This window comes from Pseudomonas sp. MM213 (genome assembly GCF_020423045.1).
Classification (GTDB): Bacteria; Pseudomonadota; Gammaproteobacteria; order Pseudomonadales; family Pseudomonadaceae; genus Aquipseudomonas; species Aquipseudomonas migulae.
Map to the genome: position 1 here is coordinate 2,985,387 of NZ_CP081943.1, position 15,481 is coordinate 3,000,867.

The window sequence follows — 15,481 nt, forward strand, 5'->3', positions numbered from 1 at the left end:
TGCCAGCGAAGGGGCCCTCAAACCCTTCTTCATTCTGGAGGACGCCTTCGCTGGCAAGCCATGCTCCTACAAGGTATCCGGCGGGCCTGAAGTTTTCGGCAACAGGCATACCGCGTGTTTTTTCCAGGAGGACGCCATGCGCACCATTCTTTTCAGCAGCCAGACCTACGACCGCGACAGTTTTCTCGGCGCCGACCTCCCTGCCGGCATCGAGCTGCACTTTCAATCGGCGCGACTCAGCCTCGACACGGCAGCGCTGGCGGAACATCACGAAGTGGTCTGTGCCTTTATCAATGACGACCTCAGCGCCCCGGTGCTCGAACGTCTGGCAGCGGGCGGCACACGCCTGATTGCCCTGCGCTCGGCCGGCTACAACCATGTCGACCTGACGGTGGCGAAGCGCCTGGGGTTGTCGATTGTGCGGGTTCCGGCCTACTCGCCCCACGCGGTGGCCGAACACGCGGTGGCGCTGATCCTGGCGCTCAACCGTCGTTTGCACCGTGCCTACAACCGCACCCGCGAAGGGGATTTCAGCCTCCACGGGCTGACGGGTTTCGATCTGGTGGGCAAAACGGTCGGCGTGGTTGGCACCGGGCAAATCGGCGCGACCTTCGCGAAAATCATGAACGGTTTCGGCTGCCGGCTACTGGCCTATGATCCTTACCCCAATCCACAGGTCGAAGCCCTCGGCGCACGTTATTTGAGTTTGCCCGAGCTGCTGGCCGAATCGCAGATCATCAGCCTGCACTGCCCGCTCAACGAGCAGAGCAAACACCTGATCAACCGCGAGTCACTGGCGCACATGCAAGCAGGCGCCATGTTGATCAATACCGGTCGCGGCGGTCTGGTGGACACGCCGGCGCTGATCGACGCGCTGAAGGACGGCCAACTCGGTTACCTGGGACTGGATGTGTATGAAGAAGAGGCGCAGCTGTTCTTCGAGGACCGTTCCGACCTGCCGCTGCAGGACGATGTGCTGGCGCGCCTGCTGACCTTCCCGAACGTGATCGTCACCGCACATCAGGCCTTCCTGACCCGTGAAGCCCTGGGTGCAATTGCCGCGACGACGTTGCAGAACATTGCAGCCTGGGCGGCCGGCACGCCGCAAAATCAGGTCGAGGGCTGAGCGGATCAGGCCTTGGACAACAGGATCATCAAGGCCAGCCAGCCAAAACCGAGCAAGCGTTGGCCTGTTGAATGCCCGCGACGCAGCAGGAACCAGACAAAAAACGGTGGCAGAAAGAAAATCATCAGTTTCAACCACAGCTCCACCGGACGCGGGCCGTTGAGCGGCGGAGCGGGAATCGCTGCTTCGACGTCGGCTTTGCGTTTACGCCCGAACGCGGCCGGCGAAACCTTGGCCACACTCTCGTCTTGCGGTAAACGTCCGAAAGACAGTGGCGCCTTCGACGTTGCCGCTTGCGCCTCTCGTGTCGGCGCACCGCAATGAACACAAGCAGGCGCCGTTGAACTGATGCGTTGCTTGCACTCAAAACATTCGATTAACGCCATGTCCGTTCCTTAGAAATGCAAAAGCGGCAGTTTGCCATGAGTCGGCAGGTCATTTGAACCTGATCGAAGGTCATCTGCTTGCGCAATGCTGCGTGCAGGCCCGTGCTAGCATACCGCGCATATTTGGAGGACCCATGGTCGAACACGATTTCCGCTATAACCTGATGAACCCGCAACACACCCTCACCGAATGCCGCGCCCTCGTGCCGGGGCGTTATCAAGTCACCGGCAACGGCGGCTCGATTCGCAACAATGACGTGCTGGTCGTGACCCTCAAAGGTGCCAAGGACTTGTCCATGCGCCTGACCGTCGAAACGGTTCGCCATTTGATCAACCCGCCCGGTCAATGGGTCGCGGTGGCCAGTGGTCCGGTGTTCGGTGAACTGGCGATCCACACCTGGAAAGTCAACTGCGACAGCTGCGCCAAAGAGCTGAGCTTCGAGTTCGCGGTCGACGCCAAACTGGGTAACAAGGCTGAAAAGCCTGCTGCCACTGCGCGGATTGCCGAGTTGGGCTGGACCGCCGTCGGTGAGAAGCACCTGTGCCCGAAATGCCAGGAGCCTGCGTGATGAAACGCCTTGCTCTGACCGCAATGGTCGGCGCCAGCCTGCTGGGCTGTGCCGCCGAGCCGGTAAAATTGCAGCAGAACCGCAGCTACATTCTGGAATGGATCGGCGAACGCCCGCTGATGGATTACAGCCACCTGACCGTCACCCTCGGCGAAGATGGCCGGGCCTATGGCAACGGCGGCTGCAACCACTGGTTCGCACCGTATACGCTCGAAGACGACAAGCTGAGTTTCGGCAAAGTCGGCAGCACGCGCAAACTGTGCGCGCCGGCGTTGATGGAACAGGAAAAGCGCTTCCTCCAGGCCCTGGAAAACGTGCAGCGCTGGGATGTTTCGCCAATCGACCAGATGCGCTTCTGGCCGGCCGAAGGCAAGCCGCTGCGTTGGTGGCTTGAAGAAGGCTGAACCCGTGCCGGCGACAACGGCGGGTCATTCACCATTGATGTCGCCTGATACGATTTCCCCTGTAGGAGCCGGCTTGCTGGCTCCTACAGGTCCGTGTGAATCAGTTCGTTGCTTTTAGCGCCTCAAGCTTCGCCATCAGCCCCGCCGCTGTCTGCTCACCCATCAACTGTTCCCGCACCTTGCCCTTGTTATCGATGATGTACGTCACCGGCAACGCCTCGCTGCGCGGCAGTTCAAACAGCTCCGCCGGATCCGAAGCCAATACGGTGAACCTGATCCCCAGTTTCTCGCTGGCGCTTTTCAGCTCTTCGCCCTGCACGTTGTCGAAGTTGACCCCGAACACACCGATCTTCTTGTCCTTCAACTGCTCGGCCAGCCCGTTCAATTCCGGGATCTCGGTTCGGCACGGGCCGCACCATTCGGCCCAGTAATTAAGCACCAGCCATTGTTTGTCCAGACGTTCGGCGGCGACTTTTTGGCCGTTCTGATCGATGCCATAGTCATTGCCGCAGCCCCCCAACATCAGCGCACCGATGATCGCCAATGCCGCTGCCAATCGCCTTGTCATGTCGTGATCCTTGTTCAAAATTGAATGCGCCTGCGACCCATCGCCTCCCAAGGTTCTGGATTACGCGCTGCACAGTTAGAATAGCCGTCACCTTACGCAAGATGCGACCCGCACATGACCGATCTGACGCTTTATCACAACCCGCGCTGCTCGAAATCCCGCGGTGCGCTCGAACTGCTCGAAGCCCGTGGCCTGACGCCGACCGTGGTGCGCTACCTCGAGACCCCGCTGGACGCCGCGCAATTGCAGAGCCTGCTGAAAAAGCTCGGCCTCGGCGCCCGGCAATTGCTGCGCACCGGTGAGGACGAGTACAAGACCCTCAACCTCGCCGACGCCAGCCTGAGCGAGGCGCAATTGATCGCCGCCATCGCTGCGCACCCGAAACTGATGGAGCGACCGATTCTCGAAGTCGGCGACAAAGCCGTCATCGGCCGTCCGCCGGAGAACGTGCTGGAGTTGCTGCCGTGAGCGCGCCGTACATCCTGGTTCTGTATTACAGCCGTAGCGGCTCGACCAATGAAATGGCGCGGCAGATCGCCCGTGGTGTCGAGCAGTCCGGGATGGAAGCGCGCCTGCGCACCGTGCCGGCTATTTCCACCGAGTGCGAAGCGGTGTCGCCGGACATTCCGGACGAAGGCGCGCTGTACGCCAGCCTCGACGACCTGAAGAACTGCGCAGGCCTGGCCCTCGGCAGCCCGACGCGTTTCGGCAACATGGCCGCACCACTCAAATACTTCCTCGACGGCACCAGCAACCTGTGGCTGACCGGCGCCCTCGTCGGCAAACCGGCCGGGGTGTTCACCTCCACCGCGAGCCTGCACGGCGGTCAGGAAACCACGCTGCTGTCGATGATGTTGCCGCTGCTGCACCACGGCATGCTGATCACCGGCCTGCCGTACAGCGAGTCCGCGTTGCTGGAAACCCGTGGCGGCGGCACGCCTTATGGCGCCAGTCATCACGCCGGCGCCGATGGCAAAAGCGGCTTGAATGAACATGAAGTGGCGCTGTGCCGGGCCTTGGGTCTGCGCCTGGCAAAGACCGCACAAAAGTTGGTGAGCTGAAATGGCGAAAAAGCCGAAGATCCTGCCTTCCATTGAATGGCTCGAACCACGGGTTCGGGCGATGCGCGTCATCAGTCTGCTGTGCTACTTCGGCCTGGTGGGATTGCTCTGCGCTTATTACCTGGTGGTCGCCGACCTGCATGGCGCGCGGCCGTGGGTGATTCTGCTGATCGAACTGGTGCCGCTGCTGTTGCTGGCGCCGGGGATGATCGTCGGCAGCGCGCGCGGGCATTCGTGGATGTGTTTTGTGGTGAACCTGTATTTCATCAAAGGCGCACTGGCGGCGTATGACCCGAACCGGCAGCTGTTCGGTTTGCTGGAAATGGGCGCGAGCCTGGCGGTGTTCTGCTCGGCGCTGTTGTATGTGCGGTGGCGGTTTCAGTTGAATCGCAAACTGGCGGGTGAAGGCGAAATCTCCGTCGCCTGACAGATTGCAATCGCTAGCAGGCTAGCTCCCACATTGGATTTGTGTACGCCACAGATCCAATGTGGGAGCCAGCCTGCTGGCGATTGGCCGGGCGACTCGGTGTCAATGATTGGCGGTGTACGCCAGCATCATCGAGATCTGACTCATCGGCCGCCCGCCGCTTTCTTCATGCCACTGGTTGAACACGCCCTGCACCGTGGCCAGGTCCCGCAGGCTGGTGGGCACTTTGTCGACGATCTTCTGCGCATTCAGCGCCGCCACCACGTCATAACTCGGCACAAAGGTGTCCTTGCCGACCATCCGCAAAAATCTCGGCGCCGACAAACCACCCAATTGATGACCGTGTTTTTTCAGGTAGGTCCACAAGCCGACGATATCGGTCACCGGCCAATCGGCGATCAACTCGCCAAAGCTGCCTTTCTCATGGGCCACGTCCAGCACGAACTGCGCATTGCGCGGCACGCTCTTGAGCTTGCCCAGGTGGCGGATGATCCGCGCGTCCTGCATCAGGCGTTCAAGGTGTTCGGCGCTCATCAGCACGACTTTTTCCGGGTCGAACTTGAAGAACACTTCTTCGAAGGCCGGCCACTTGGCGTCCACTAGGCTGTGCTTGAGCCCCGCGCGGAACACACGCAGCGCCATGGTCGAGAGGTAGCGATCGTCGCTGATATCGCGCAATTGCGCGGCAGTCTTCGGAACGGGCAGATGGGCTTCCAGTTCGGCTGCGGAACCGAAGCGGTTCAGACAGTATTCGTGCAGCCACTTGTAATCGCGCATGCCCTCTCCTGAGGAGTCAGTGAGTAGACCAATGTGGGAGCCAGCCTGCTGGCGATAGCGGTGGGTCAGTCAACGTCTGACTTACCGCTATCGCCAGCAGGCTGGCTCCCACAGTGATGGTGTTTAGAGGTTTACTACGTTAACGAACCGCGACATGGCGGTTTCGTCGATCCGCAGGTTGGTGAAGTCGAACAGGTTGCGGTCCGCCAATTGCGACGGGATCACGTTTTGCAAGCTGCGGAAAATGCTTTCGGTGCGGCCCGGCGTCTTGCGCTCCCACTCCTGCAGCATTTCCTTGACCACCTGACGCTGCAGGTTTTCCTGGGAACCGCAGAGGTTGCACGGGATGATCGGGAATTGCTTGAGGTCCGAGTAGGCCTGGATGTCTTTTTCGTTGCAGTAGGCCAACGGGCGGATCACCACGTTGCGGCCGTCGTCGGCGCGCAGCTTCGGCGGCATGGCCTTGAGCGAGCCGTTGAAGAACATATTGAGGAAGAACGTTTCGACGATGTCGTCGCGGTGGTGACCGAGGGCCATTTTGGTCGCGCCGATTTCGTCGGCAAAGGTGTAGAGCGTGCCGCGACGCAGGCGCGAGCACAGCGAGCAGGTGGTCTTGCCTTCCGGAATCAGCTCCTTGACCACCGAATACGTGTCTTTCTCGACGATGTGGTATTCGATGCCCAGGGTTTTGAGGTACGCCGGCAGCACGTCCTCAGGGAAACCCGGCTGCTTCTGGTCCATGTTCACGGCCACGATCTCGAACTTGATCGGCGCGACCTTCTGCAAATGCATCAGCACGTCGAGCATGGTGTAGCTGTCCTTGCCGCCGGACAGGCAGACCATGACCTTGTCGCCGTCTTCAATCATGTTGAAATCGGCGACAGCCTCACCGGCCTGACGGCGAAGGCGCTTTTGCAGTTTGTTCTGGTTGACCGTGAGAGTGCCCATGACGCGAGATCCGTGAGGTGTGACGAAAGGCCGGCATTTTACGCAAAAACCCGCCTCCGGCGAAGTACCCACGATCCCCTGTGGGAGCGAGCCTGCTCGCGATGGCGGTGTGTCAGTCCAAACAGTCATGCCTGATACACCGCCATCGCCGGCAAGCCGGTCTCGCTCCCACAGGGATAACGTTGACAGTGCCAGTGGCGATTAACAGAGGGATTTACAGCGCGATTTGCTCTAACGCCCTACAACCTGCGGGGTTAAGACCTTTCTATACTGCGTCATAAGGTCGCACACATATCCAGACCTTTACTTACTTGGCCACTTTGGTCTGTAGGCGCTCCACTGGGGGGCGACGGTAAAAACAAGAGGAGTGACTGGCATGATCCATCACGTAGTGGGGCTCTTCACCCACCCCGACCAGGAATGGAAAGAAATCCGTGGCGACCAAGAGGAAAGCATCAGCCACATGTACCTGACCCACACGCTGATTCTGGCGGCGATCCCCGCCGTGTCGGCGTTTATCGGCACCACGCAGGTCGGCTGGGTAATTGGCAGCCGGGCACCGGTGATGCTGACGCAGGAAAGCGCGCTATGGATGACGATCATGTCGTACGTGGCGATGCTCGGCGGCGTTGCCGTAATGGGCGCGTTCATCCACTGGATGGCCCGCACCTATGACGCCAACCCGAGTCTGGCACGTTGCGTTGCGTTTGCGACCTACACCGCGACCCCGCTGTTCATTGGCGGCCTCGCGGCACTGTACCCACACATGTGGCTGGGGATGATCGTCGGGACGGCGGCCATCTGCTACACGGTGTACCTGCTGTATGTGGGGCTTCCAACTTTCATGAACATTCCATCTGACGAGGGATTTCTGTTTTCAAGTTCGGTGCTCGCCGTCGGTTTAGTCGTACTGGTGGCGATCATGGCGTTCACTGTCATTGTCTGGGGACTCGGCGTGGGGCCGGTCTACACGAACTAGTTACGCTCTCCACCCAAAATCAAGATCTGCCAACACAGGCCGCCGCAAGGCGGCCTTTCAATGTGGGGGGGTAACGACCATTCGGCGCCCTGGCGATTCGCAAGGCCCGAGCGTTGCGGCATACTCGACGTCTCTGGAGATCCATCAAGCATGCCCGAGCAACTCAATACCCGCGTCGAAGACTGTTACCAACAAGCCGAATCCTTTTTCAAACGAACCTTCAAACGCCCCGTGGTGAGCCTCAAGCTGCGCGGGCAAAAAGCCGGTGTCGCGCATCTGCACGAGAACCTGCTGCGCTTCAATCCGCAGCTGTACCGCGAAAACACTGAAGACTTCCTCAAGCAGACCGTGGCCCATGAAGTCGCCCACCTGATCGCTCATCAGCTGTTTGGCGATCGCATCCAGCCCCACGGCGAAGAGTGGCAACTGATCATGCGTGGCGTGTACGAACTGCCGCCCAATCGCTGCCACACCTACGACGTCAAGCGCCGCAGCGTGACGCGCTATATCTACAAATGCCCGTGCGCCGACAGTGATTTCCCGTTTTCGGCGCAGCGCCATAGCCTGGTGCGGCAGGGGCGGCGGTATTTGTGTCGGCGGTGCCGGAGCACGTTGGTGTTCAGTGGGGAGATGCGGGTCGAATAAGTCGGATTTGTGGTGTTTTGGCGGGCCCCTTCGCGGGCAAGCCTCGCTCCTACAGGTGATCTCGATGCGTCTGTAGGAGCGAGCGATGCGGCGATCCGACTTGCCCGCGAAGAGGCCATCGAAAACCCTACATAATCACCTTGGCACGCCGCAATTCTTCAATTCGCAGCGAACTAAACCCCAACTCCCCCAATACCTGATCCGTATGCTCACCCAGCGCCGCACCGATATGCCGAGGCTCGGGCAACCCATCCGAGAACTTCAACGGACACGCCATCTGCGCCTGGTTCGTGCCATCCCCTCGCGGCACGTCGGTCACCAATTCCCGCGCCTGCAACTGCGGATGCCGAATTGCCTCACCCAAGGTCAGCACCGGCTCGACGCACGCATCGAGCTCGGCAAACAGTGCGCACAATTCGGCAAAGTCGTGTTTCTCGAATTCAGTCTGCAGCGCGTCCTTTAGCTTCTTTTGCTGGGCAGGCTGAGGTGACAGGCCCAACGCCGCCAACTCCTCCAGCCCCAGTGCCGTGCACAGTTGCTTCATGAACGGCGGCTCCAGGCTGCCCACCGATAACCAGCGGCCATCCCGCGAACGGTAATAGTCGTAAAAGCTGCCGCCGTTGAGCATCTGGTCTTCCCGGCCCGGCTCCTCGCCGCAGGCCAGGTACCCGGCCCCGGCCATGGCGTTCAGGCTGAATGCGCAGTCGGTCATGCTCACATCCAGATGCTGCCCCAATCCGCTTTGTTGCCGGGCGATCACCGCCGCCAGCAGGCCGATGACGCCGTGCAGCGAACCGCCGGCGACATCCGCCACTTGCACGCCCAAGGGCAGCGGGCCGTTGTCGGCGCGGCCGGTGTAGCTCGCCAGCCCCGCCAACGCCAGGTAATTGATGTCGTGGCCGGCGCGATCCTTGTAGGGGCCGGTTTGCCCGTATCCAGTGATCGACACGTAGATCAGCTTTGGGTTGATGGCTTTCAACGCTTCATACCCCAGGCCCAATCGTTCCATGACACCAGGGCGGAATTGTTCCAGGACGATGTCGTAGTCCTGCACCAGTTGCTTGATCACCGCCAGCGCCTCGGGCTGCTTGAGGTCCAGCGCCAGGCTGCGCTTGTTGCGATTGAGGTACGCGTGGCTGGCCGACACGCCTTGGTCATGGGGCGGCAGCACGCGCAACAGGTCCATGCGGGTCGGCGATTCGATGCGCAAGACCTCGGCGCCCATGTCAGCCAATAACAGCGAGGCGAACGGCCCCGGCAACAGTGTCGAGAAATCCAGAACCTTGAGTGATGCCAATGGGCCGGGCATGAGCGATCTCCGTATTCGATGCCTCCAGCCTAGGCAGCCAATCGCGTTGCAGCAATCACCTGATGTGTCAGCAACTGTGACCGTTACGCTCAAATTCCAGGCATGAAAAAACCCGCCGAAGCGGGTTTTTTCATGACAACGCGTGTTACTTGACGTTGCTTGGGGTTGGGCCTTCGGCCACACCCAGGTCGTCTACTTCACGTTCATCGGAGATACCGCGACCGCCGGAAGCCAGCTCGACTTGCAGCTTGTCTTCGTCCAGCTCTTTCACCCACTTGGCCACGACCAGGGTCGCAACAGCATTACCAACGAGGTTGGTCAGCGCACGGGCTTCGGACATGAAGCGGTCGATACCGAGGATCAGCGCCAGGCCGGCTACTGGCAGAGTACCCACGGCCGACAGGGTGGCTGCCAGCACGATGAAACCACTACCGGTCACACCTGCCGCACCTTTGGAGGACAACAGCAGCACCAGCAGCAAGGTGATCTGGTGAGTGAGGTCCATCGGCGTATCAGTCGCCTGAGCGATAAACACAGCCGCCATGGTCAGGTAGATCGAAGTACCGTCGAGGTTGAAGGAGTAACCAGTCGGGATCACCAGACCCACTACCGATTTATCCGCACCCAGGCGTTCCATTTTGATCAGCATGCGTGGCAGAGCCGATTCCGACGAGGAAGTGCCCAGTACGATCAGCAGTTCTTCACGGATGTAGCGGATCAGCTTGAGTACGCTGAAACCATGCGCGCGGCAGATGGCGCCCAATACCAGAACCACAAACAGGATGCAGGTGATGTAGAAGCAGATCATCAGTTGACCGAGCTGTACCAGCGAGCCAACACCGTAAGCACCAATGGTGAAGGCCATGGCACCGAAGGCACCGACCGGCGCGAGCTTCATGATCATGTTGATGATGTTGAACATCACGTGAGCGAAGCGATCGATAAAGTCCAGGACCGGCTTGCCGTATGCACCCAGGCGATGCAGGGCGAAACCGAAGATCACCGAGAACATCAGAACTTGCAGGATATCGCCGTTGGCGAAAGCGCCGACGATGGTGTTCGGGATCACATTGAGGATAAAGGCGACGATGCTCTGGTCTTTACCGGCCGAGATGAAGCCAGCGATTTTGCTGGTGTCCAGAGTCGTTACGTCGATGTGCATGCCGGCGCCCGGTTGCACGACGTTGACCACGACCAGACCGATCAGCAAGGCAATAGTGGAAACGATTTCGAAGTACAGCAGCGCATAACCGCCGGTCTTGCCGACCGATTTCATGTTCTGCATGCCGGCGATACCGCTGACGACCGTACAGAAGATGATTGGCGCGATGACCATTTTGATCAGTTTGATGAACCCGTCACCCAGCGGCTTGAGGGCCACACCGGTCTGCGGGTAGAAGTGACCAAGCAGGATGCCGATGGCGATGGCAACGATCACCTGGAAATACAGGGATTTGTACAGTGGCTGACGAGTCGTCATTGCAAAGTTCCTCAAGAGTGCGCGCTAACAACATCCATCTGTTGCCCACGACACCTGAATTGCGAACCCTCCTGCACTGGAGGGATTTGTTTTTTCGAGCTGCACGACGGCAGGCATCTGCTCGTTGTAGCGCAAGCGGCGTGCCACTTTTGCAAAACCCGCTGCGAGCCTTTTGACATCAGGGTTTACAGGTTCAACGTACCTTGGGTGCGCTATAAAACAGTGGCGGATTTCCGCCCATCCGCCAAACCTCGTCCTGCAATTTGGCGGATATCCGCCTTGTCCATTGCCTGACCCGACGACTACCATCCGTCGTTCAATAGACGGACCTGCCTTCTATGCGCGAACGTACCATCGCCAGCCATTTCGCCCGTGCCGCCCTCGGTGGCGCGCGTCGGCTGGGTCATGACTGTTCAAACCTGCTGCAACAACTCGGCATCAGCCCCGAGCTGCTGGAAGAACCGCGTGCGCGGATTGCGCCTGAGCAGTTCACCCGCTTGATCCAGGGATTGTGGCTGGCACTCGACGACGAGTACCTGGGCTTCGGGCCGGTCCCGAGTAAAACCGGCAGTTTCGCGATGATGTGCCACGCGGTGATTCACTGTCGCAATCTCGATAAGGCACTGCATCGCGGCTTGTTGTTTTATAGCCTGTTCCCCGGCGGCCCGCGCCTGACCCTGACCCGCGAAAACGAAATGATCCGCCTGAGCCTGGACGATTCGCAGTTTCAGGACCCGGACCATTTCCTCACCGAGAGCCAGTTGATGGTCTGGCATCGCCTCGGCAGTTGGCTGATCGGCCAGCGCATCCGCCTGGAACAAGCGACGTTCAGCTACCCGAAGCCCGAGCACGGCGCGGAATACGAGTTGCTGTTCCCCTGCCCGATGGAGTTTTCAGCGGCGCAGAGCAGCCTGCTGTTCCACAGTCGCTACCTGAACATGCCGTTGCTGCAGGACGAGCGGACCCTCAAGCATTTCCTCGAACACTCCCCCGCCGACCTGTTGTCGCGCCCGGATGACGGCGACAGCCTGAGCAGCCAGTTGCGCCGCTTGCTCAGCCGCGACAGTGCGCGCTGGCCGGACCTGGAAGCGGTGGCCGCGCACCTGCACATCAGCCCGCAGACGCTACGCCGGCATTTGCGCGAAGAGGGTTCGAGTTTTCAGGAGTTGAAGGATCAGTTGCGCCGGGACATTGCGATTTATCATCTGGGGCGCGCGGACCTGTCGTTGCAACAGATTGCCGAGCAGCTGGGGTTTTCCGAGCCTTCGGCGTTTCATCGGGCGTTCAAGAAATGGACCGGGCTTACACCCGGTGCCTACCGCGCGCAGGAGAATTGATTGTTGCGGTGAATTCACCGGCCCCTTCGCGGGCAAGCCTCGCTCCTACAGGAAAGCGCATTCCTGTAGGAGCGAGGCTTGCCCGCGAAGGGGCCCGTAAAAACGCTGAAGAACTCAGGTCAAACCACCGGAAAATGAATCCGGAACGCCGCGCCGCCCATCGGCGAATCGCCCAGGGTCAGTTTCGCGTTGTAACTCTCGATGATGTCCTTGACCACCGCCAACCCGATCCCCTGCCCCGGGTGCTGACGGTCCAGCCGTTCGCCGCGCTGCAGAATCCGTGCACGCTGATCCGGTGGCACACCCGGCCCATCGTCCTCGACACACAACTCGACGCCGCTCAAGGTCTCGCGCACGCTGATGCGCACTTCGCCCAGGCACAGGCGATAGGCGTTTTCCAGCAGGTTGCCCATCATTTCCAGCAAGGCGCCCTGCTCGATCGGCACGTAGCATTGCTCCGGCAGATCGAAGGCCACCCGCACGCGTTTGTCGCGGTAGACCTTGTCCAGCGTGTCGCAGAGGCTTTGCAGCACCGGCCGCAACCGCACCTGATGGCGCACCAGGCCGCTTTTGCGCAGGCTGGCGCGCTGCAATTGATAGCTGATCTGCTGGCTCATGCGCTCGATCTGGGTTTGCAGCACCCAGGCCTGATCGCGATCCGCCGGGCGTTGCGCCATGTCTTCGCTGACGCCTTGCAGCACGGTCAACGGGGTTTTCAGGCTGTGGGCCAGGTCGCCGAGGGAATCGCGATAGCGGCTGCGCTGTTCGCGCTCGCTGTGCAACAAGCGGTTGAGCGAGCCGGTCAGGCGCAGCAATTCACGCGGGTGCTGTTCGCTGAGGCTTTCACGGGTGCCGCTTTCGATTTCGTCGAGCTCCTGACTGAGTCGGCGCAACGCCTGCAAGCCCCAGGTCAGGCCGATCCACAGCAACGCCAGCAGCACCAACAAAGCGGCGCCGAAACCCAGATAGAGATTTTCCCGCAGACCTTCGAGGGTGTCTTCGTACTCGCGCACCGGTTGCAGCGCGACGATGCTGAACGCCGCGCTTTTGCCGCCGAGCAGTTTGACTTCGACGTCATAGACGAAGAATTCCTGGCCGTTGGCTTCGCTGATCCTCGCGAACTCGTTACCGCGCCCGTCGTAACGCGGTTTGTAGTTGATGTCCTCTTCCTGAGTCCCCTTCGAGCGCCAGACCAGGTGACCTTCACGGTCATAGATGTAGCCGAGCAAACGGCTGTCGGTGAGGTTGAAACGCTCGTCGGGCAACTGCGCCGGCATCTGCAAGTGGTTGCCCTCGACCCGGGCGGCGGAAATCAGCGTGGTGACGTCCGACGCCAGGCGCTGCTCGATGGAATCCTGCAACGCCAGGCTGAACGCGCCCTGCATCGCCGGCAGCAACGCCAGCATGAACAACACCGCCAGGATCGTGGCGGCGAGCATCAAACGGACACGAAGCGAACGAATCAAGTGCAGCGCTCATTGAACAGGTAGCCGAGGCCCCGCACGGTGTCGATCGGCTTGAAGCCGGCCGGGCCTTCGAGTTTGCGGCGCAAGCGGCCGACCAGCACTTCGATCACGTTCGGATCGCGCTCGTCGTCATCCGGGTAGAGCTGCTCCATCAAGCGGTCCTTGGCCACCACTTGCTGATGATGGCGCATCAGGTATTCGAGGATCCGGTACTCGTAGGCAGTCAGCGCCAGCGGTTGTTCATCGAGGGACGCCTGCTTGCGATTGAGGTCGAGCAGCAGCGGCCCGGCGACGATGGTTGACTGGGTGAAACCGCTGGAACGACGCAGCAAGGCATTCAGGCGCGCATCCAGCTCTTCGAACTGGAACGGCTTGACCACGTAATCGTCGGCGCCGGCAGCGAGGCCTTCGACCTTATCCTGCCAGTTGCCGCGCGCGGTGAGGATCAGGATCGGGAAGGTCTTGCCCCGCGAGCGCAGCTGACGGATCAGGTCGAGCCCGCCCATGCCGGGCAGGCCGAGGTCGATCACCGCCAGGTCATGGTTGAATTGCTCGGTCTGGTACAGCGCCTCCTCGGCGTTGGCCACGGACTCGACCACGTGGCCACTGTCCGTCAGGCGGGTTTGCAGGTGATGGCGCAACAGCGCTTCATCTTCGACGACCAGCAATTTCATAACGCTCTCCCGGGCAATTCAACCTCTCCAGAGGTGCAACGGCGTATTTCAAGACAGATCATAGCGGCCCATGAGGTTCTCCTGACGGAGTTTAATGCCATTGTGAAAGACCGACACGTTCGCGTAAGCAGCGCAGTAATCGGCCTGAGGGTTCGGGCGGCCCAACTGCGCGCCCCAGGCACTGTCATGACTGACCACGCCGTTCGTGCCGATGCTGTGCAGGGTGAGGGACTTTTTGGGTCGCTCGCCGGTCTTCCCAAGAGCAAGGCTGGCGACATTATCGTCGGAAGCGAACGCCGCGGTGCTCGCGCTCAAAACGGTGAATGCCAGCAGCAGGTTTTTAAAGCCAGTCATAGGAAAATGTCCTCATGCGCAGATGCTTTGGGTACGGCGCTACATTACGCACCGGCCCCTGAACTCCCCCTGAACGCACTCTGAACCCGAGCTGAACCAGATCGACTAGGCTGTGTTGACGACTTTTTTCAGGAGATCCGACCATGCGTATATTCCTTGCCCTGTTCTTGCTGGCCGTGAGCGGGCTCAGCCAGGCGGCCATCAAGACCCAGGAAATCCCCTATCAAAGCCCCGACGGCACCAAGCTGATCGGGTATTACGCTTACGACGACGCGGTTAAAGGCCCCGCCCTGGCGTTGTGGTGGTTCACGAGTGGTGGGGGCTCAATGACTACGCCAAGCGCCGCGCCCGTGACCTCGCCGGCCTGGGCTACAGCGCCCTGGCCATCGATATGTATGGCGACGGCAAAAACACCGAACACCCCAAGGACGCCATGGCGTTCATGCAAGCGGCGATCAAGGACAGCGACGCTGCCAGTGCGCGGTTTCAGGCCGGGCTGGATCTGTTGAAGAAACAGCCGCAAACCGATCCGGATAAAATCGCCGCGATTGGCTACTGCTTCGGCGGCAGCGTGGTGCTGAACGCGGCACGTCAGGGCTTGCCGCTGGCGGGCGTGGTGAGTTTCCACGGGGCGCTGGCGACCAAAGCGCCTGCAACACCGGGCAGCGTGAAGGCGAAAATCCTCGTGGAGCATGGCGCGCTGGACAGCATGGTGACGGCGGAAAACGTCGCGGCGTTCAAGGCGGAAATGGACAAGGCCGGGGCCGATTATCAATTCGTCAACCTTGAGGGCGCCAAGCATGGGTTCAGTAATCCGGACGCGGATCGCTTGAGCCATGGCGATCATGGCGGGCCGGATATTGGTTACAACAAGGCGGCGGATGAGAAGTCGTGGGCGGATATGCAGGCATTCTTCAAGAAGATATTTGGTTGAGCAGGTAGACCGAGGTGCGGCCTTCGCGGGCAAGCCT

The 15,481-nt window shown here is 60.4% G+C and carries 18 protein-coding genes and 1 pseudogene; 10 read left to right on the top strand and 9 right to left on the bottom strand.

Translation table 11 applies throughout. The annotated features are described in order from the left end of the window. The first annotated feature begins 136 nt into the window (after positions 1-136). Positions 137-1,126 (top strand): 2-hydroxyacid dehydrogenase, encoded by a 990-nt coding sequence (locus tag K5R88_RS13525; protein ID WP_223450356.1) that lies wholly within the window; start codon positions 137-139, stop codon positions 1,124-1,126. A gap of 5 nt (positions 1,127-1,131) precedes the next feature. Here K5R88_RS13525 and K5R88_RS13530 read toward each other — a convergent pair whose 3' ends face one another. Further along, positions 1,132-1,512, bottom strand: coding sequence for a hypothetical protein (locus K5R88_RS13530; protein ID WP_226300112.1), 381 nt, complete (start codon positions 1,510-1,512; stop codon positions 1,132-1,134). A 134-nt stretch (positions 1,513-1,646) separates the two neighbouring features. Here K5R88_RS13530 and K5R88_RS13535 point away from each other — a divergent pair, with 134 nt between their 5' ends. Together K5R88_RS13535 and K5R88_RS13540 are read left to right on the top strand one after the other, a co-directional pair. Beyond that, a complete protein-coding gene (locus K5R88_RS13535) occupies positions 1,647-2,081 on the top strand; it encodes a hypothetical protein (RefSeq protein ID WP_008029332.1) in 435 nt (144 codons plus the stop codon). Then, positions 2,081-2,485: an META domain-containing protein gene (locus tag K5R88_RS13540; RefSeq protein WP_192227941.1), complete on the top strand. Its 405-nt coding sequence runs from the start codon at positions 2,081-2,083 to the stop codon at positions 2,483-2,485. Before K5R88_RS13535 ends, K5R88_RS13540 begins: the two co-directional genes overlap by 1 nt. A gap of 100 nt (positions 2,486-2,585) precedes the next feature. On the opposite strand, the gene K5R88_RS13545 is transcribed toward K5R88_RS13540, so the two are convergent. Continuing rightward, positions 2,586-3,053 (bottom strand): TlpA disulfide reductase family protein, encoded by a 468-nt coding sequence (locus K5R88_RS13545; RefSeq protein WP_192227942.1) that lies wholly within the window; start codon positions 3,051-3,053, stop codon positions 2,586-2,588. A gap of 114 nt (positions 3,054-3,167) precedes the next feature. Between K5R88_RS13545 and arsC the strand changes: the two genes are divergently transcribed. The 3 genes from arsC to K5R88_RS13560 are packed head-to-tail and all read left to right on the top strand — an operon-like array spanning position 3,168 to position 4,541. Continuing rightward, on the top strand, positions 3,168-3,521 hold the full coding sequence (gene arsC / locus K5R88_RS13550; protein ID WP_008029340.1) for an arsenate reductase (glutaredoxin): 354 nt from the start codon (positions 3,168-3,170) through the stop codon (positions 3,519-3,521). Then, positions 3,518-4,114, top strand: coding sequence for an NAD(P)H:quinone oxidoreductase (gene wrbA / locus K5R88_RS13555; protein ID WP_008011647.1), 597 nt, complete (start codon positions 3,518-3,520; stop codon positions 4,112-4,114). The genes arsC and wrbA overlap by 4 nt, the downstream gene beginning before the upstream one ends. 1 nt (position 4,115) lies before the next feature. Beyond that, positions 4,116-4,541 (top strand): DUF2069 domain-containing protein, encoded by a 426-nt coding sequence (locus K5R88_RS13560; RefSeq protein ID WP_008029342.1) that lies wholly within the window; start codon positions 4,116-4,118, stop codon positions 4,539-4,541. A gap of 102 nt (positions 4,542-4,643) precedes the next feature. On the opposite strand, the gene K5R88_RS13565 is transcribed toward K5R88_RS13560, so the two are convergent. Together K5R88_RS13565 and ttcA are read right to left on the bottom strand one after the other, a co-directional pair. After that, positions 4,644-5,318 carry a DNA-3-methyladenine glycosylase I gene (locus tag K5R88_RS13565; protein ID WP_008029344.1) on the bottom strand — a complete coding sequence of 225 codons (675 nt, stop codon included), beginning with the start codon at positions 5,316-5,318 and terminating at the stop codon, positions 4,644-4,646. Positions 5,319-5,441: 123 nt separating this feature from the next. Then, positions 5,442-6,266, bottom strand: a complete 825-nt coding sequence (gene ttcA, locus K5R88_RS13570) for a tRNA 2-thiocytidine(32) synthetase TtcA (RefSeq protein WP_008029346.1) — start codon at positions 6,264-6,266, stop codon at positions 5,442-5,444. 376 nt (positions 6,267-6,642) lie between these two features. Here ttcA and K5R88_RS13575 point away from each other — a divergent pair, with 376 nt between their 5' ends. Next, the gene (locus K5R88_RS13575) at positions 6,643-7,245 is read left to right on the top strand and encodes a Yip1 family protein (protein WP_008029348.1); all 603 of its coding nucleotides are present in this window, start codon (positions 6,643-6,645) and stop codon (positions 7,243-7,245) included. A gap of 150 nt (positions 7,246-7,395) precedes the next feature. Next, on the top strand, positions 7,396-7,890 hold the full coding sequence (locus K5R88_RS13580; protein ID WP_008029350.1) for a SprT family zinc-dependent metalloprotease: 495 nt from the start codon (positions 7,396-7,398) through the stop codon (positions 7,888-7,890). Positions 7,891-8,017: 127 nt separating this feature from the next. Here K5R88_RS13580 and K5R88_RS13585 read toward each other — a convergent pair whose 3' ends face one another. Together K5R88_RS13585 and K5R88_RS13590 are read right to left on the bottom strand one after the other, a co-directional pair. After that, entirely contained in the window at positions 8,018-9,199 is a 1,182-nt protein-coding gene (locus K5R88_RS13585; RefSeq protein ID WP_226300113.1) for a CaiB/BaiF CoA transferase family protein, read from the bottom strand. A gap of 145 nt (positions 9,200-9,344) precedes the next feature. Beyond that, positions 9,345-10,679, bottom strand: a complete 1,335-nt coding sequence (locus K5R88_RS13590) for a dicarboxylate/amino acid:cation symporter (RefSeq protein WP_008029353.1) — start codon at positions 10,677-10,679, stop codon at positions 9,345-9,347. Between the two features lie 338 nt (positions 10,680-11,017). Between K5R88_RS13590 and K5R88_RS13595 the strand changes: the two genes are divergently transcribed. Then, positions 11,018-12,016, top strand: a complete 999-nt coding sequence (locus tag K5R88_RS13595) for an AraC family transcriptional regulator (protein WP_008029356.1) — start codon at positions 11,018-11,020, stop codon at positions 12,014-12,016. Between the two features lie 119 nt (positions 12,017-12,135). On the opposite strand, the gene K5R88_RS13600 is transcribed toward K5R88_RS13595, so the two are convergent. Genes K5R88_RS13600 through K5R88_RS13610 form a run of 3 tightly spaced genes read right to left on the bottom strand, consistent with a single transcriptional unit; the run spans position 12,136 to position 14,510 of the window. Further along, positions 12,136-13,482, bottom strand: coding sequence for an ATP-binding protein (locus K5R88_RS13600; RefSeq protein ID WP_008041754.1), 1,347 nt, complete (start codon positions 13,480-13,482; stop codon positions 12,136-12,138). Then, positions 13,479-14,156 carry a response regulator gene (locus K5R88_RS13605; RefSeq protein WP_008029360.1) on the bottom strand — a complete coding sequence of 226 codons (678 nt, stop codon included), beginning with the start codon at positions 14,154-14,156 and terminating at the stop codon, positions 13,479-13,481. Before K5R88_RS13605 ends, K5R88_RS13600 begins: the two co-directional genes overlap by 4 nt. A gap of 48 nt (positions 14,157-14,204) precedes the next feature. Continuing rightward, positions 14,205-14,510, bottom strand: coding sequence for a hypothetical protein (locus tag K5R88_RS13610; protein WP_008029361.1), 306 nt, complete (start codon positions 14,508-14,510; stop codon positions 14,205-14,207). Between the two features lie 143 nt (positions 14,511-14,653). Between K5R88_RS13610 and K5R88_RS13615 the strand changes: the two are divergent. After that, positions 14,654-15,444 (top strand): annotated as a pseudogene (locus K5R88_RS13615) (dienelactone hydrolase family protein). Positions 15,445-15,481: the final 37 nt, after the last annotated feature.

What these genes read in the sequence shown, in the direction of transcription:
- K5R88_RS13590 (WP_008029353.1), bottom strand. Translation starts at nt 10,679, where the DNA reads ATGACGACTCGTCAGCCACTGTACAAATCCCTGTATTTCCAGGTGATC.
- K5R88_RS13530 (WP_226300112.1), bottom strand. Translation starts at nt 1,512, where the DNA reads ATGGCGTTAATCGAATGTTTTGAGTGCAAGCAACGCATCAGTTCAACG.
- K5R88_RS13560 (WP_008029342.1), top strand. Translation starts at nt 4,116, where the DNA reads ATGGCGAAAAAGCCGAAGATCCTGCCTTCCATTGAATGGCTCGAACCA.
- K5R88_RS13610 (WP_008029361.1), bottom strand. Translation starts at nt 14,510, where the DNA reads ATGACTGGCTTTAAAAACCTGCTGCTGGCATTCACCGTTTTGAGCGCG.
- K5R88_RS13540 (WP_192227941.1), top strand. Translation starts at nt 2,081, where the DNA reads ATGAAACGCCTTGCTCTGACCGCAATGGTCGGCGCCAGCCTGCTGGGC.
- K5R88_RS13585 (WP_226300113.1), bottom strand. Translation starts at nt 9,199, where the DNA reads ATGCCCGGCCCATTGGCATCACTCAAGGTTCTGGATTTCTCGACACTG.
- ttcA (WP_008029346.1), bottom strand. Translation starts at nt 6,266, where the DNA reads ATGGGCACTCTCACGGTCAACCAGAACAAACTGCAAAAGCGCCTTCGC.
- K5R88_RS13545 (WP_192227942.1), bottom strand. Translation starts at nt 3,053, where the DNA reads ATGACAAGGCGATTGGCAGCGGCATTGGCGATCATCGGTGCGCTGATG.
- K5R88_RS13605 (WP_008029360.1), bottom strand. Translation starts at nt 14,156, where the DNA reads ATGAAATTGCTGGTCGTCGAAGATGAAGCGCTGTTGCGCCATCACCTG.
- arsC (WP_008029340.1), top strand. Translation starts at nt 3,168, where the DNA reads ATGACCGATCTGACGCTTTATCACAACCCGCGCTGCTCGAAATCCCGC.
- K5R88_RS13525 (WP_223450356.1), top strand. Translation starts at nt 137, where the DNA reads ATGCGCACCATTCTTTTCAGCAGCCAGACCTACGACCGCGACAGTTTT.
- K5R88_RS13595 (WP_008029356.1), top strand. Translation starts at nt 11,018, where the DNA reads ATGCGCGAACGTACCATCGCCAGCCATTTCGCCCGTGCCGCCCTCGGT.
- K5R88_RS13580 (WP_008029350.1), top strand. Translation starts at nt 7,396, where the DNA reads ATGCCCGAGCAACTCAATACCCGCGTCGAAGACTGTTACCAACAAGCC.
- K5R88_RS13565 (WP_008029344.1), bottom strand. Translation starts at nt 5,318, where the DNA reads ATGCGCGATTACAAGTGGCTGCACGAATACTGTCTGAACCGCTTCGGT.
- K5R88_RS13575 (WP_008029348.1), top strand. Translation starts at nt 6,643, where the DNA reads ATGATCCATCACGTAGTGGGGCTCTTCACCCACCCCGACCAGGAATGG.
- K5R88_RS13535 (WP_008029332.1), top strand. Translation starts at nt 1,647, where the DNA reads ATGGTCGAACACGATTTCCGCTATAACCTGATGAACCCGCAACACACC.